Here is a 14570-nt window from a genome sequence, read left to right as displayed (position 1 = left end):
CAACGGCCGGCCGCCCATGGAGCGCCGGCGCGGGAACCGGCGCGACGCGGCGCCGCGAGGTCGAGGAGGCCGCATGCCGTGGATCAGCGGGCGGTGTCAGGAGGGCCGTCGCCACGCGTGCACGTACGCGGCCCGGGACGAGGACAACGAGGGGGCCGGGCGGTGAGGGAGGACCTTCTCGACGGCGCCCGCGTCCGCGAGGCCGCGGCCGAAGTCACCGCCGCGCTCCGGCAGTTGTGGTCCACGCCCGGGGCGGCCGAGAGCGGGCTGAGGGCCTTCGTCGAGCACGGCGTCCGCGGGTGGCCGGAGTGAGCACCGCGGCCGTACCCCGGCTGTCCTCGCTGGACGGCGCGTTGTCGCGGGGGCTGCGCCACCTCGCGGCGCGCCGGGACCCGGACGGCCTCTGGCGCGATTTCCGCACGCCGGCCGGCGCGAGCTCGCACTGGGTCACGGGCTTCGTCTGCTGTTCCCTCGCCGAGGCGGACGCCGAGTGGGAGGTCGTCGGCCCGGCGGCCCGGCAGCTCGTCACGCTGCAGCGCCGGGACGGCGGCTGGGCGTACAACGGGGCCGTCCCCTCGGATGCCGACAGTACGGCCTGGGCGCTGCTGGCCCTGACCACCGTGACGCCCTGGCGCCCGTCGGCCGCCATGCGGGCGGCCCGGTACCTGGTCCGGCACCAGGAGCCGATCAGCGGCGGCATCAGTACCTACGACGCGCTCGACGGGATCCACCGGTTCATCGGCGCGGCGCCGGACGCGGTCGGCGGCTGGACCCAGCCGCACGTCTGCGTCACGGCCTCCGCCCTGATGGCCCTCGCCGTCCACGGCCGGTGCGACCGGCGGGTGGTGGACCTGGCCGCCGACGACCTCCGGCGCTCCCGCGCCGCAGACGGGCTGTGGCGGAGCTACTGGTGGCCCGGCGTCGCGTACCCCACGGCGGTCGCCGTCCAGGCGCTCGGCTCCGCGCGGCGGGGGGACCCGGCGCTGCTGGGCCGGGTCCACGACGCCCTCACCGAGCGGGCCGGCGGGCCGGGCGGGTGGTGCGGCGATCCGGAGATCGGCCCCTCGGCCTTCGCCACCGCCCTCGCCATGCGGGCGCTGATGTCCTGCCGGCCCCGGGTCACCGAGGCGCTGGTGGCCGCCGCCCGTCACCTGCTCGACAGCCAGGCGCCGGACGGCTCCTGGCCCACCGCGCCGGTCTTCCGGATCCCGCCGCCCGAGGTCCTGACGCCCGCGCCGGAGCAGGTCCGGCGGGAGGGCGCGGTGGGCACGGGCGTGCTGGTCAGCGACGTGGACCAGGTCTTCGGGGCGGCCGCGGCGGTGGGCGCGCTGGCGAGGTTCCGCACCCTGCTCCGGGACCGGTCCGGGTGACCCGGGCCGGGGCCGTCGGCTGACACCGCACCGACGCGTCGGTGCGGTGTCAGCCGGGGTTGCTGCACCGGGTGCGCCGGCCGCGGGCGGTGGGGCCGCGCGGCCGGCGCCGGGTTCGCGCTGCCATGGCGCTGTCAGATCACGGCGGCCGCGATCGGCAGGACGGTGGAGGCGATGTTGCTGAGGGTGTCCCAGAAGCTGTCGGCTTCGACGCCCTGCGCGCCGCCCAGGGTGCCGCCGTGGGTGCCGGTGCGGTCGACCGGCGGAGCGAGCTTCGGGAGCTGCGGGGTGGGGGACCACACCCGGCGCTCTTCGCGAACGTCTACGTTGATCATGGCGATCTTCCGTTCTCTGGTGCTGGTTCGGTGGGCTCATCCCTCGTCGGTGAGGGTCCCGAGGTGGTCAGTGACGGCCGCCGAGCGTGGTGCTACCGGGGCCGGGGGCGCCGCCGCAGGCCCAGGGGGCCGGATCCGCGAAGCTGGGGCCGTAGAAGCCGCCCGGTCCGTCCAGGTAGTACGTGGGCGGGTTCGCGGCATGGGGCTTGCCGGTGGTCCCGTCGCCCGGGTCCGCGGCGGCGTCGGGAGCGGGCGCCGGGGCTGCGCCCGGGCCGACTGTCGGCGTCGGGCGGCCGGCGAAGGCGACGATCGCGTTGGACGTCGGCATGACCGAGTTCGTGCTCGAAGCTGCGTCGTCGACGCTGGGGAGCACCTTGACCAGCTTCAGATCGGGGTCGTAGCCGACCTTGCGGTCGATCGGTGGTGCCTGGCGCGGCTGCTGTTCCATGGTTCTGTCTCTCCTGCCGGGTGCTCCGGTGACCGACCCCGTGCCGAGGCGTCACCGGGTGGGGTGGCCGGCGGCGGAGGGCTCGGGTTCCGCCGCCGACACGGGTACCTCGTCAGAAGAGCGACCCGAGGCCTTGGGCAGCGGCGCCCAGGAGGCTCTTCAGGTCGAAGTTGGCCTCGACGCCCTGCGTGTCACCCAGGGCGGCGCCGTGGGTGCCGGTGCGGTCGACCGGCGGGGCCAGCTTCGGGAGCTGCGGGGTGGGGAACCACACCGGGTGCTCCTCGCGGATTTCTTCGTGGGTCATTTCCGCTCATCCCTTCTCTTGTTCGTGTTCCTCTTCCGTGTCGATCTTCATCGGGTCACGGGGGCGGGGCCGTCAGTAGGCGGCGTAGCACATGCCCCGGGCCGGGCCGGTCAGGCCGGCGCACGGCGACCGGGAGGGTTCGACGCCCGGGCCGTAGGGCTGCCGGCCGGCCTCGCCCTGGTCGTCCCGGCGAACCGGCGGGGCCAGGACCGGCAGGTCGTGGACCGGTTTGGGGAGCGTTCTGGGAGTCTTCATGATCCGCCTCCGGCGGGTTCCAGGAGTGGGGTCCCGTGCTGCGGGCACCGGCGGGTGCCCGCGGGCTCAGGAACCGAGGAACTGGTGGGCCGGCGCCAGGCTGACGGGGAACTCGTCGCTGACGTCGATCGTGAACAGCAGGTTGACCCGGGCGCGCCGGTCGTTCTCCGGGTCGAAGAAGCTCACCGTCACGTCCTGGCAGTCCGAGCCCATGCGGCAGTACGGGCTCTTCGCGACGGTGATCGTGTCGATGCAGTACAGGCTGGGGTTCATCAGGTTCTCGGGGTTGAGGCCGCCGAGGGCCGAGGCCCGCTGGCTCGGGTTGCTGGGGATGCTCTGGCCCAGCAGCATGGCCTGGCTGATGGTCTTGGCGACCGAGAACGCGTTCGTCCCGGCGGAGTTCATCGCCCGGTCGGCGGAGGTCTGCCCGAGGTTGCGGAACTGGTAGTAGACCTTGTCGAGGAACGCGTCGATGGTCCGGCGCACGTACGTCTCGTCGATCGCCATCTGCTGCTGCTCGGCCTCCTTCGTGACGGCCGCCAGCACGGCGTCCACCAGCTGCTTCTCGTACCAGATGAAGACGCCGCGGCTCTTGACCTCCACGACGGGCACGATCTGGCCGGAGAACAGCCGGACGGTCCGGTCGGTCAGCCGGCCGGGCACCGAGATCCGGGAGATGTAGTCGTCGTCCGTGGCGGCCACCAGGTGCTGGCCGAGGTAGGCGTCCCGGAAGGAGCGGTAGACGGTGGAGACCGGTGGGGCGGCGATCGCCATCACGAGGTCGGCGAGTTTCGCGGGATCGCTCACGATCCGCTGCACGTCGGTCTTCGCGAGGGTGAGGTCCAGGGGGCCCGGGCTGGTGAAGTCCATGCCGACCGGGAGTTCGGCCTCCAGCGCGTAGATCGGCGTGCTCTCCAGGTTCAGCGTCCAGGTGACCTTGTCGGACGCCCACGGGTTGGCCGTCAGGTAGGCGTGCAGTTGCCGGGCGTCGTAGGGGTTCGCGGGTGATTCGGTCGGGGTCCCGTCCGGCATCGTGCCCTCGACGGGGTCCATCAGCTGGCGGAAGCTGTCCCGGCGGGCCTCGGTCTGGAAGTCGACGCCGACCCGGCCGATCGCGTACACCAGTGGCCGGTCGTTGGTGGAGGCGCAGGACGGCCGGACGCCGCCGCCGGCCCGCGCGCCGCCCTGACAGGCGCAGGGGGCGGCGGCCGGGGCGGGAGCGGCGGGTGCCACGGCCGCCGCCGGTGCGAGCCCGAGCGCGGTGGCGCCGGTGAGCGGGGCGGGTTCGGGGGGCGGGACGGGGGCGGGGCTCGCGGCCGCCACGCCGTCGGTCGCTCCCGTGCCGGATCCGGCACGTGCTCCGGCCGGTGCGACGGCTTCGTGGGGCGCGTCCTGCGCGATCGGTGCCGGCTGCGCGATCGGCGCGGCCTGGGGGGTGACGGCCGGAGAACTCTGGGTGTCCATGGTGCTGGCTCCCTCGTGCGAGTCGGAAGGGACGGTCCCGAGCGACGAGGGTGCGCCGGCTGCGGCGACCCGGGCCTCGGGGGAGAGGGTGGTGCGGCGGGCGCCGTCCGCCGTGGTCCCGGCGCCGGCCTGACGTGTCGTCGGATCTCCTCGGCTGATCAGCTCGTACGCCCGCGCCGCGTCCAGGTGGCCGACCAGGCGGCGTCGGCACTCGGGCGCTTCGGCGGGCGTGCAGGGCGCGGTGTCCGCGCCCTGCAGGACGGCCCGTCCGGCGGCCTGCGGGTCGGCGCGGCGCCCCGCGCGTCCCTGCGCGCCGACCAGCAGCGCGGCAACCCCGGACACCAGTGGTGTGGCGAAGCTGCTGCCGGTGAGGGCCGTGCGCCCCCCGCCCGGGACGGCGCCCTCGATGCCCTCCCCCGGCGCGAGGACGCCGTTGGCCGCGTACGCGGAGCCCCAGTTGCTCAGCTCCAGCGGTTCGCCGTCCGGCCCGGCCGCGCCGACGGCGAGCACCGTCGGGACGGCGGCCGGCACCTGCTCGCAGTCGCAGCCGTCGTTGCCGACCGCCGAGACCACCAGGACGCCCTGGTCGGCGCACAGCCGCAGGGCCCGTTCCAGCATGGCGTCCGGCCGGGCGCCCTGACTGGGGTCGCCGCCGCTGATGTTGATGATGTGTGCCCCCTCCTGCACGGCCCGTTCGATGGCCCGGGCCAGGTCGAGCTGGTGCACCCGGCCCTCGCCCGCGTCGGTGAACACCGGGAGGACCAGGCCGCGGCAGCGCGGGGCGATCCCGGTCACCGGGCTGCCGGGCCGGCCGAAGATCAGGCTGGTGACATGGGTGCCGTGCAGGGACATCCGGCCGCCGCCGGCGGGCTCGGTGACGAGGGTGTCGAGGCGGGTGAGGTCGGCGCCGTCGAAGCACGGGTGCGACAGGTCGACGGGGCCGTCCAGGACGGCGACGCACACGGACGGGTCGCCGAGGAGGTCCGCCTCCGGGGCGCGGACGCCGCGCAGCACCGCTCTGGGCTCCATGGGGCATCGTCCTTCTCGGGGGCGGGGACCGGGTGCGCCCGGTGCCCCGCGGGGGTGGTGGGTCGTGCCGCGTCCGAACGGCCGGGCCCTGGTCGGGTGGTGGCCGCCGCGGGCCCGCTGCGCGGACCGCGGCAGCTGGTGCCAGTCAACGGGGCGGGCGTGGCGCGAGCGTGCCGGGGAGCGTCGTGGCGACCTGCCGGGCGCCGTCACGGGCCCGTCGGGCCGGCGTCCCGGCCGGTCGCTCCGGCGGGGCGGGGGCGGCGGCCGGGGCGACCGGGCGGGCGGGTCCGCGCTGTGACGGTCTGTGATTCCGGGGGCCGTGATCAGGTCGGCGCGGATCCGGCGCGTTCGTCAACATCCCTGCGCCGATGGGGCGCCGGGGCCGTGCGGGGCCCCGGTGCGGGCGCTCTCGTGACGCTCGGCGACGAGGGCCGAGTACGCGCGGAGGACGGGCGCGGGACGCTCCCGGAACGTCCCGCGACGGCCCGGCGGCACCGCCGTGACACTGGTGCGTGGTCAGACGAACGCGCTGGTCACGCCTCCGGCGCACGCCCGGCGGCGTGCCTGAGGGGGTGCGAGGAACGCGCCGTCGCGGCAGAGTGGGGGTTGTGTTCTGGCATGGTCTGGGCATCGAACTGCTGCGGGGCTTCGAAGTCACCGCGGAAGGCGACCGCGTGCTCCTCCCGGTCGGCGCGCAACACCTGCTGGCGTTCCTGGCCCTGCACGAGGGCGGCGTCCAGCGCGGCGTGGCCGCCGAGCGGCTCTGGCCGGATTCGGCGCAGTACCGCGCGGCGGCGAACCTGCGGGCCGCGCTGTACCATGCGCGGCACCACGGGCCGGGGATGCCGATCGAGGCCTCCGGGCAGTGGCTCTGCCTGTCGCCCGCGGTGCGGGTCGACCTGCGCGCGGCGCGCGGCACCGCGCGCCAAGTCGTGGCCGGGCTCAGCCAGTTGCCGTCCGGTTGCGACGACCTGGTGGGCGACCTCGCGGCCGAGCTGCTGCCGGGCTGGGGGGACGAGTGGCTGATCACGGAGCGCGAGCGCTGGGATCAGCTGCGGCTGTACGCGCTGGAGAGCCTGGCCCGCCAACTGTGCGGCGCCGAGCGGTACTTGGCGGCACTGCAGACCGCGCTCACGGCGATCGACATCGATCCCGTCCGGGAGACGGCGCATCGCATCGTGGTCGAGATCCACCTCGCCGAGGGTAACATCGCCAGCGCGCTCCGCTTCTACCAGCAGTACCGCTCCTTCCTCCAGCGGGAACTGAACGTCGCGCCCTCGCCGAAGATGACCGGCCTGGTGCGGAACCTGCTGCGGACCTGAGCGGCTGGGTCGGCGGCCGCGGCGAATACTTGACTGCCCGTCAGGCGGCGTGCGGCGAGCTCCCGCAGTCCTTCGATCGCCGTGCGTGCGGCCGTGTCGTGTGACCCGCGTGATCCCGCGCGGCGACGGCTGAGGCGACGGCGAGCGTCCACGGGGCAGGGCGGATCCCGAGCCGGTCGCCGAGCAGGCCGCCGGTGAGCGCGCCGAGCGGCCCGAGGGCGTCGGCGAGGGCGTGCAGGGTCGCCATGACCCGGCCGAGGCGTCCTCGTCGGTCCCGGCGACCAGCACCGGGCCGAGCGCGACGTTGGCGGCGGTGCCGAACAGCGTGCGCGGGGCGCACCTCGGCGTGAGTGTCCATGACATCACTCAGTGTGGCAGAGCGGTTCCGCCCGGGACATCCCAGGTTTCCGGGAGGTCCGTCCCCGGGTCGCGCGGAACCGGCCTTGAAGCGACCCTGACATCACATCAAGTTACTTTGAGGTAATATCGCCGGGCCGTCCGGTGACCACCCCCGGCCCCCTCGAAGGACTTGTCTGCTGCCCGATCGCCAGTTCCACCGCCATGGCCGCCCGTCGGCCGGAATGCGACGGGCCGACATCGAACCGTGGAGATTGAGTGATGATCCGGTGGTCTGAGGGCCGGTCCGCCAAGGTGGTGGCCGCAGACAGCAACAGCACGCCCGGTGCCGACGCCCAATGGGCGGTCAACGCCGGTCCGAAGAAGGGGAGTTACCGATGATCCGGGCTGAACGTCCGAGGCCGGGGGCCGATCCGCACGCCATGGGCAGGCGCCGGTTCCTCGGGTACGTGCTCGCGGCCCCGACCCTCGTCGCCGCCGCCGAGCTCGGGCTCGCTCCCGAGGCCCAGGCGCAGCTCCCGTCGCCGGACATCACGCGGCTGCTCGACCTCAACGACGTGATGACCGCGGCCGCCCTGCCGACCGCGAACCTCATCACGGTCGAGGTGAACAAGGACGGCACCGTGTCGTTCGCCCTGCCGCGGGCCGAGGTCGGGCAGGGCATCACCACGTCCTCGGCGATGCTGATCGCCGAGGAACTGGACGTGCCGGTGGAGAAGGTGCGGGTCACCCTGGCCGACGCCCGGCCGGAGCTGCTGTTCAACCAGCTCACCGGCGGGTCGAACACCACCATCTCGACCTTCGTGCCGATCCGGGTCGCCGCGGCCGTCGCCCGGGGCCGGCTGCTGACGGCGGCCGCGATCGAACTCGGCGCGGCGGTCAAGGACCTCACCCTGCGGGCCGGCGTCGTCACCGACGCGGTGGGCCGCGCCATCGGCATCGGCGACCTCGCCGAGAAGGCCGCCGGAGCCCGGACCGAGCAGGTGTCCGTGGTGCTCAAGCCGCGCGAGCGGTTCACCGTCATCGGCACGCCGCACAACCGCGTGGACGCGCTCGCCGCGGTGACCGGGCGCAAGAAGTTCGCGATGGACCTCCAAGTCCCGGACGCCAAGCCGACCATGGTGTGCCGCCCGCCGACGATCAACGGCACCGTCCGGTCGGTGGCCAACCTCGACGAGGTCCGCGCCATGCCGGGCGTCACCGACGTCACGGTGATCTCCACCGGGGTCGCGGTGCGCGCGGAGACCTTCGGCCAGTGCATCGACGCCGTCCGCGCCCTCCGGGTGACCTGGGAGGCCGGGACGGCGGCCGGCAAGTCCGACGAGTCCGTCCTGGCGGAACTGCGCGCCGCCGAGGCGCCGTTCGTGCTCCCGGCCCTGACCCCGACGGTGGAGGGCACCTTCACCTTCCACTTCCGCAGCAACAGCGCGCTGGAGACCAACTGCGCGATAGCCGACGTACGGCCCGGCCGCGCCGAGATCTGGTCGGCCCTGAAGTCGCCGATCGTCGCCAAGGAGGCCATCGCCGCCAAGCTCGGCCTGCCGCCCTCGGCGGTCACCGTGCACGTCACCGAGAGCGGCGGCTCCTTCGGGCGCCGGCTGTTCTACGACGCCGCGTCGGAAGCCGCCGAGATCTCCCAGCGGATCGGCAAGCCCGTCAAGCTCATGTGGCACCGCGCGGACGACTCCCGCCAGGGGCGCGCCCACCCCATGGCCACCTCCCGGGTGCGCGCCTCCTACCTCGGCACCGAGGTGCTCGGCTACGCGCAGCACCACACCAGCGTCTCGACCGACCTCAGCATGGGGCTCGGCGAGATCTTCACCGCCCTGGCCGCGAAGCTGCCGGTGGGCGACATCGGCTTCTCCGAGACCTTCTTCCAGCTCTCCCAGTCGATGCCCTACCGCTTCGGCGTCAGCAGCCGGCTGCTGACCGAGACCGACAAGGGCTTCAACACCGGCAGCATGCGCAACGTCTACTCCCCGGACGTCACCACCGCCCGCGAGCTGATCGTCGACCGGCTCGCCGCCCGGATGGGCAAGGACCCGTACCGGTTCCGCCGCGAGTTCCTCGCCGAGGACCGCGCCCGGGCGGCGCTGGACAAGGTCGCCGAGGTCGGCCAGTGGGGCCGGGAGATGCCGCCGGGCACGGCCCAGGGGATCGCCTTCCACTCCGAGTACCACGCCGTCAGCGCGGTGCTGGTGGAGATCGACTGCCGGCCCGAGACCGTCGACCGGCCGGTCCGCAACGGCGTGGCCGGGCCGCGCGTCACCAAGGCCGTCATGGCCGTGGACGTCGGCCTCGCCGTCAACCCGCGCGGCCTGGAGGCCCAGATGATGGGCTGCGTCATGGACGGCATCGCCCAGACCCTGACCTCCAGCCTGCACCTGCGCGACGGGTACTTCCTGGAGGCCAGTTGGGACAACTACTTCTACACCCGGCAGTGGAACACGCCCCCGGAGCTGCGGATCATCGTGCTGCCGACCACCACGGGGGAGCCCGGCGGCGCCGGGGAGCTCGGCGTCGCCGCGTCGATGGCCGCGGTCGCCTGCGCGTACGGCCGGGCGACGGGCACCATGCCCACCAGTTTCCCGATCAACCACGGCACCCTCTCCTTCGAGCCCAAGCCGACCGTCCCGCCCGTCCCGCCGTCCCCCACCGACGGCCTGAACCTGGCCCGCTGAGGGCTGCTAGGAGATCCCCGTGCCGAAGCACACGTTCCGCCTCAACGGCGAGCAGGTCACCGTCGACGTCGCCGACGACGTGCGGCTGCTCTGGGTGCTGCGCGACGTCCTGGGCGTCACCGGACCGAAGTACGGCTGCGGCATCAACGTCTGCAAGGCGTGCACCAGCCACGTCAACGGCAAGGCCGCCAACCCCTGCGCGATCCCGGTCAAGGACCTGGCCCCGACCGACGAGGTCACCACCATCGAGGGGCTGCCGGCCACGGTCGGCAAGGACCTGCACCCGATGCAGCAGGCCTGGCTGGACCACGACGTGGCCCAGTGCGGCTACTGCCAGCCCGGCCAGATCATGGCCGCCGTCGCCCTGGTGCGCCGGGTCGCCGAGGAGGGCCGCACGATCACCGACGACGACCTCGACGGCATCCGCAACATCTGCCGCTGCGGCACGTACTTCCGGATCCGCGAGGCGATCAAGGACGGTGCCCGGCACATGTGAGGCCGCACCCGTCCGACGTGCACGGACCGATCGTCGACGAAGCGGGGTGCCGGTCTCGCATGGACCGCGTTCCGGATGGGTAGAGAAACCGGTTTAAACCCCGGGTGCGATGAAACGTTAACGGAAATCCTCGCACATGATCTCTATGTGAAGTTTTCGTCGTCCTCTAACATGTGCGACGAACTATTGGGCCGGGTCGGCGAGTTGCGAAAGTGTCACACTTGCGGCACTGGCCTGGGACTGGTGGGAGGGAGGTGGCCGGCGAGGCGGCGGTGAGGTGGTGAATTCCCGACGGTTCCGGTCCGAAGGTTTCGGTGCGGCGGTTTCAGGCGGTCGGTCACTCGGGAAGGGCGTGCAGGAGTGACCGTCGTGATCATCACCTTGACTACCTGGAGAAATCCATGGCATTGGTCGAACGAGACAGGAGCTTGGCCTTCCTCACCGAGATGCTGGCCACCGTCGCCGTCGGCGGGCGCGGCGCCATGGCGGTGATCGGCGGCACCGTCGGGAGCGGCAAGACCGAACTGCTCCACGCCGTGGCCGACCGGGCGGGCGAACACGGCGCCCGGGTGCTGAGCGCGGCCGGCATCCGCGCGGAACGCGCCGTCCCGCTCGGCGTGCTGGCCCAGTTACTGCTCGGGCCGGACCTGCCCGCGGCCGGAGCCGAACGGGTCGCCCGGCTGCTGGACGAGGCCGCAGCCCAGGTCGGGCCGGTCACCGGCGGGCCGGACGCCGCCGCGATGCCCACCCGGATCATGCACGGCGTCTGCGGCTTCCTGGGCGAACTGGCCTGCCAGGGGCCGCTGCTGATCCTGGTCGACGACGTGCACTGGTCCGACGACGCCTCCCTGCAGTGCCTGCTCTACCTGGCGCGCCGGCTGCGCGCGGCCCGGGTGCTGCTGGTGTTCGCCGAGTCCGAGCACGCGCTGCGCGCCAACCCGCTGTTCCGCACCGAACTGCTGCGGGAGTCCCGGTGCGCCTGGGTGCACACCGCCCCGCTCTCGGTGGCCGGCGTCGCCCGGCTGGTCGGCACCGACCCCGGCAGCCGGGCCGCGGCCGAACTGCACGGCTGGACCGGCGGCAACCCGCTGCTGGTCCGGGCCCTGCTCGCCGACCGCGGCGAACTGCCCGCCCGCACCCGGCCCGTACCGGGCCGCGCCGACCGGCCGACCGGCCACCAGGACCGGCCCCGCGAGCACGAGTGCGCACCCGGCGCCGACCGGGTGGTGGTGCGCGGGGCGTTCGGCCAGGCCGTGCTCTCCTGCCTGCACCGGGGCGAGCCGCTGATGGGCGCGGTCGCCCGCGCCGCCGCCGTGCTCGACCGGCCGGCCTCCGCCGTGCTGCTCGGCCGGCTGATCGGCGCCGACCGGCAGGCCGCCGCCCGGGCGCTGCGCGAACTCGAGGACACCGGGCTGTTCCACGAAGGCTGGTTCCGGCACCCCGGCGCCGCCCGCGCCGTCCTGGAGGACCTCGGCCCGGAGGAGAGAGCCGACCTGCACAGACGCGCGGCCGAACTCGTCTACCACGAAGGCGCGACGGCGACCGAGGTCGCGCGCCAGCTGCTCGCGGCCGGCCGCGCCGAACCGGACTGGGCGGTGCCCACCCTGTGCGAGGCCGCCGAGGCGGCCCGGCTCGACAGCGACCTCGACCTGACCATCCGCTGCCTCGAACTGGCCGGCAAGGCCTGCGGCGACGAGGCCGTCCGGGCCAGGATCGCGATGGCGCTGGCCGAGGCCGAGTGGCGGCTGAACCCGACCGCCGGGGCCCGCCACCTGCCCAGGCTGCTCAGCGCCCTGGAGAACGGCCACCTGCCGACCCGGTACGCCCGCACGCTGATCCGCAAACTGCTCTGGCACGGCCGGCTCGGCGCCGCCGCCGAGGTGCTGTTCCTGGTCGACGGCCGCCCCGGCCCGGAACCGCTCGCCCGCCGGCAGGCCACCCGCCTGTGGATGCGCACCGTCCACCCCGGCCCGGCCGACCAGGCGCCGGCCGCCGCCGGACCGGCCGACCGGGCCGTGCTGGGGCCGGCCGACCAGGGCGCGGCCGTCCTGATGACGGTGCTCAGCCGGGGCGGTGACGACCACACGGCCGCCGACGCCGACCGCGTCCTGCGCGAGACCGACCTGGACGAGGCCACCTTCGACTCGCTGGAAGCCGCGCTGCTGGCCCTGGTCTACGGCGACCGGGTGCCGTCGGCCGCCAGGTTCGGCGCCCGGCTGGCCGACCTGGCCGCCGTCCGCCGCTCCCCGTCCTGGCAGGCCCGGCTGGCCGCCGTCCAGGCCGAGGCCGCGCTGCGCCAGGGCGACACCCTGGGGGCCGAGCGGCACGCCCGGTTCGCGCTCACCCGGCTCGCCCCGCGCGCCTGGGGCGTCGCGGTCGGCGCCCCGCTGGCCACCCTGGTGCTGGCGCTGGTGGCCACCGGCCGGCTGGAGGAGGCCGCCGAGCAGCTCAACCAGCCCGCCCCCGACGCCTTCTTCGAGACCCGCTTCGGCCTGCTCTTCCAGTACGCCCGGGGCCAGTACCAGCTGGCCTGCGGCCGGCCGTCGGCGGCCCTGGAGGACTTCCGCGCCTGCGGCCGGCAGATGCGCGCCTGGGACATCGACCTGCCGGCGCTCGTCCCGTGGCGCGGCGCGGCGGCCCTGGCGCACCTGCGGCTGAACGGGCAGCAGGTCGCCCGCAAGCTGATGGCCGACCAGCTGGCCCGGCCCGGGGCGGGCGGCGCCCGCACCCACGGGGTGTCGATGCGCCAGCTGGCGGCGGCGAGCGGCGTGCGGGACCGGCCCGACCTGCTCCGCAAGGCGGTGAAGAGCCTGCAGGCGGCCGGCGACCGGCTGGAACTGGCCCATGCGCTGGCCGAACTGAGCCGGGCCCACCAGGCGCTCGGCGAGGCGTCCCGGGCCCGGGCGATGGGGCACCACGCGCTCGAACTGGCCGCCGAGTGCCACGCCGAGCCGCTGGCCCGGACGCTGCTGCGCTGGCACACCGACGCGGCGCCGGAGCAGGGCGGCGGCGGGCCGCGGGCCGCCGTGGCTCCTGCGGAGGCGGCGGCCAGGGCGGAGTCGGCGGCCACGGCGGAGTCGGCCGGGGTCGTGCGGCCGGGCCGGCCGGCCCCGGGGGACACCTCGGTGCTCAGCGAGGCCGAGCGCCGGGTGGCCGAACTGGCCTCGATGGGCTACATGAACCGCGAGGTGGCCAAGTCGCTGCACGTCACGGTGAGCACGGTGGAGCAGCACCTGACCCGGGTCTACCGGAAGCTGAACATCAGCGGCCGCAACGACCTGTCGACGTACCTGGGCCTGCGCAGCACCGACTCGGCCCTCGCGGGGACCTGACCGGGCGTCGCGCGGGCGGCCGGGCGCGGCCGCTACCGGCCGCCCGCCGCCCGGGTCCGCCGCCAGTCGTCCATGACGCGGGAGAACTCCTCGCGCAGGAAGCCGAAGAACTGCCGGGTCTCCTCCAGCCGGGCCCCGGCGGCGCTGTCCGGCCCGACCGCCGCCATGCCGTCCCGCAGGTCCTGCTCCCAGCGGGTGTAGAGGCTGTCCTGGCGGGTCAGCGCCTCGTACCAGGTGTCGTCGTACAGGCGGTAGTGGTCGCGCCGCTCGCCCGGCTTGCGGTCGCGCGCGACCAGGCCGACCTGGACCAGGTACTGGACGGCCCCGGAGACGGCCGCCGGGCTGACCCGCAGCACCTCGCCCAGCTCGGCGGCGGTGCGCTGGCCGTCCTCGGAGACCAGGATGGCGACGAACACCCGGGCGGGCATCCGCGGGAAGCCGGCCTCCGACAGGTGGAGGGCGAAGCGCTCGACGAACCTGCCCACGGCCTCGTCGTGGCTGGTCGTGGGGGTTCGGGCGCTGTCGGTGGGGTCTATCCGGCTCATCGTCAACAGTGTAGGCCGTGAACGGTGTGGCCAGGCCGGGGCCGGTGCCGGGGCCGGTCGGCGCCGGGTTCGCCGCGGGTGTCGCGCCACTTGCGGATCAGCCGGTCGAGCTCGGTGCGCAGGAAGGCGAAGAACTCCAGCGTCTCGGTGAGCCGCACCCCGGCCCGGGTGTCCGGCCCGACCGCCGCCAGCCCCTCCCGCAGGCCCTCCTCCCAGCGGGCCAGCGTGGTGTCCCGGTGGGTGAACACCTCGTACCACAGGTCGTCGAGGATCCGGTACCGGTCCCGCCGCTCCCCGGGCTCGCGCTCGCGGGTCACCAGGCCCAGCCGGATCAGGTGGCGCAGCGCGACCGAGACCGCGCTGGGGCTGGCCCTGAGCAGCGCGGCCAGCTCGGCGGCGGACGCGCGGTCGTGGTCGGCGGTGATCAGGCCCGCGAAGACCCGGGCCGGCATGCGCGGGAAGCCGACGTCGGCGAGGTGCATGGCGAAGCGCTCGGTGAAGCGGTTGACGGCTTCCTCGTCCCGTCCGGCGGGCCCGCTGCCTGCGGTTTCCTCGCTCCGGCCGGGGTTCGTCAGGTGCTCGGCAGGTTCCATCCGCTGGGGCCCTCCTGACACTTTTGGGTGAACCTTCTG

Annotated in this window: 14 protein-coding genes; 6 read left to right on the top strand and 8 right to left on the bottom strand. The window is 74.5% G+C overall.

The window, feature by feature from the left end; genetic code table 11:
* Nucleotides 1-162: 162 nt before the first annotated feature.
* A complete protein-coding gene (locus AB2U05_RS00580) occupies nucleotides 163-312 on the top strand; it encodes a hypothetical protein (RefSeq protein WP_167352971.1) in 150 nt (49 codons plus the stop codon).
* Nucleotides 309-1370, top strand: coding sequence for a hypothetical protein (locus AB2U05_RS00575; RefSeq protein WP_369182064.1), 1062 nt, complete (start codon nucleotides 309-311; stop codon nucleotides 1368-1370). Before AB2U05_RS00580 ends, AB2U05_RS00575 begins: the two co-directional genes overlap by 4 nt.
* Before the next feature lie 134 nt (nucleotides 1371-1504).
* Here AB2U05_RS00575 and AB2U05_RS00570 read toward each other — a convergent pair whose 3' ends face one another.
* From AB2U05_RS00570 to AB2U05_RS00550, 5 genes are all read right to left on the bottom strand, one after another.
* Nucleotides 1505-1705: a hypothetical protein gene (locus AB2U05_RS00570; protein ID WP_045702995.1), complete on the bottom strand. Its 201-nt coding sequence runs from the start codon at nucleotides 1703-1705 to the stop codon at nucleotides 1505-1507.
* A 67-nt stretch (nucleotides 1706-1772) separates the two neighbouring features.
* Nucleotides 1773-2153, bottom strand: coding sequence for a hypothetical protein (locus AB2U05_RS00565; RefSeq protein WP_045711751.1), 381 nt, complete (start codon nucleotides 2151-2153; stop codon nucleotides 1773-1775).
* Nucleotides 2154-2265: 112 nt separating this feature from the next.
* Nucleotides 2266-2457: a hypothetical protein gene (locus AB2U05_RS00560; RefSeq protein WP_045702999.1), complete on the bottom strand. Its 192-nt coding sequence runs from the start codon at nucleotides 2455-2457 to the stop codon at nucleotides 2266-2268.
* Between the two features lie 72 nt (nucleotides 2458-2529).
* Nucleotides 2530-2712: a hypothetical protein gene (locus tag AB2U05_RS00555; RefSeq protein ID WP_045711752.1), complete on the bottom strand. Its 183-nt coding sequence runs from the start codon at nucleotides 2710-2712 to the stop codon at nucleotides 2530-2532.
* Between the two features lie 66 nt (nucleotides 2713-2778).
* A complete protein-coding gene (locus AB2U05_RS00550; RefSeq protein ID WP_369182063.1) occupies nucleotides 2779-5205 on the bottom strand; it encodes a S8 family serine peptidase in 2427 nt (808 codons plus the stop codon).
* A gap of 608 nt (nucleotides 5206-5813) precedes the next feature.
* Here AB2U05_RS00550 and AB2U05_RS00545 point away from each other — a divergent pair.
* Nucleotides 5814-6527: a bacterial transcriptional activator domain-containing protein gene (locus AB2U05_RS00545; RefSeq protein WP_052706753.1), complete on the top strand. Its 714-nt coding sequence runs from the start codon at nucleotides 5814-5816 to the stop codon at nucleotides 6525-6527.
* A 40-nt stretch (nucleotides 6528-6567) separates the two neighbouring features.
* Here AB2U05_RS00545 and AB2U05_RS00540 read toward each other — a convergent pair whose 3' ends face one another.
* The gene (locus tag AB2U05_RS00540) at nucleotides 6568-6774 is read right to left on the bottom strand and encodes a hypothetical protein (RefSeq protein WP_045711039.1); all 207 of its coding nucleotides are present in this window, start codon (nucleotides 6772-6774) and stop codon (nucleotides 6568-6570) included.
* A 487-nt stretch (nucleotides 6775-7261) separates the two neighbouring features.
* Here AB2U05_RS00540 and AB2U05_RS00535 point away from each other — a divergent pair, with 487 nt between their 5' ends.
* The 3 genes from AB2U05_RS00535 to AB2U05_RS00525 all read left to right on the top strand — a co-directional run bounded on the left by AB2U05_RS00535 (nucleotide 7262) and on the right by AB2U05_RS00525 (nucleotide 13393).
* Entirely contained in the window at nucleotides 7262-9565 is a 2304-nt protein-coding gene (locus AB2U05_RS00535) for a molybdopterin cofactor-binding domain-containing protein (RefSeq protein WP_045711040.1), read from the top strand.
* Nucleotides 9566-9584: 19 nt separating this feature from the next.
* Nucleotides 9585-10061: a (2Fe-2S)-binding protein gene (locus AB2U05_RS00530; RefSeq protein WP_045703009.1), complete on the top strand. Its 477-nt coding sequence runs from the start codon at nucleotides 9585-9587 to the stop codon at nucleotides 10059-10061.
* A 401-nt stretch (nucleotides 10062-10462) separates the two neighbouring features.
* Complete coding sequence (locus AB2U05_RS00525; protein WP_369182062.1) at nucleotides 10463-13393, top strand: AAA family ATPase; 2931 nt, start codon at nucleotides 10463-10465, stop codon at nucleotides 13391-13393.
* A gap of 32 nt (nucleotides 13394-13425) precedes the next feature.
* Here the strand turns inward: AB2U05_RS00525 and AB2U05_RS00520 are convergent, their stop codons facing one another.
* Together AB2U05_RS00520 and AB2U05_RS00515 are read right to left on the bottom strand one after the other, a co-directional pair.
* Nucleotides 13426-13938, bottom strand: coding sequence for a GbsR/MarR family transcriptional regulator (locus tag AB2U05_RS00520; RefSeq protein ID WP_045703013.1), 513 nt, complete (start codon nucleotides 13936-13938; stop codon nucleotides 13426-13428).
* Between the two features lie 2 nt (nucleotides 13939-13940).
* The gene (locus tag AB2U05_RS00515; protein WP_369182061.1) at nucleotides 13941-14531 is read right to left on the bottom strand and encodes a GbsR/MarR family transcriptional regulator; all 591 of its coding nucleotides are present in this window, start codon (nucleotides 14529-14531) and stop codon (nucleotides 13941-13943) included.
* Between the last annotated feature and the right edge of the window lie 39 nt (nucleotides 14532-14570).

Origin of the sequence: Streptomyces sp. Y1 (assembly GCF_041053115.1) — a bacterium.
Taxonomy (GTDB): Bacteria; Actinomycetota; Actinomycetes; order Streptomycetales; family Streptomycetaceae; genus Kitasatospora; species Kitasatospora rubellomurina.
This window is presented reverse-complemented; position numbering and strand designations above follow the sequence as displayed.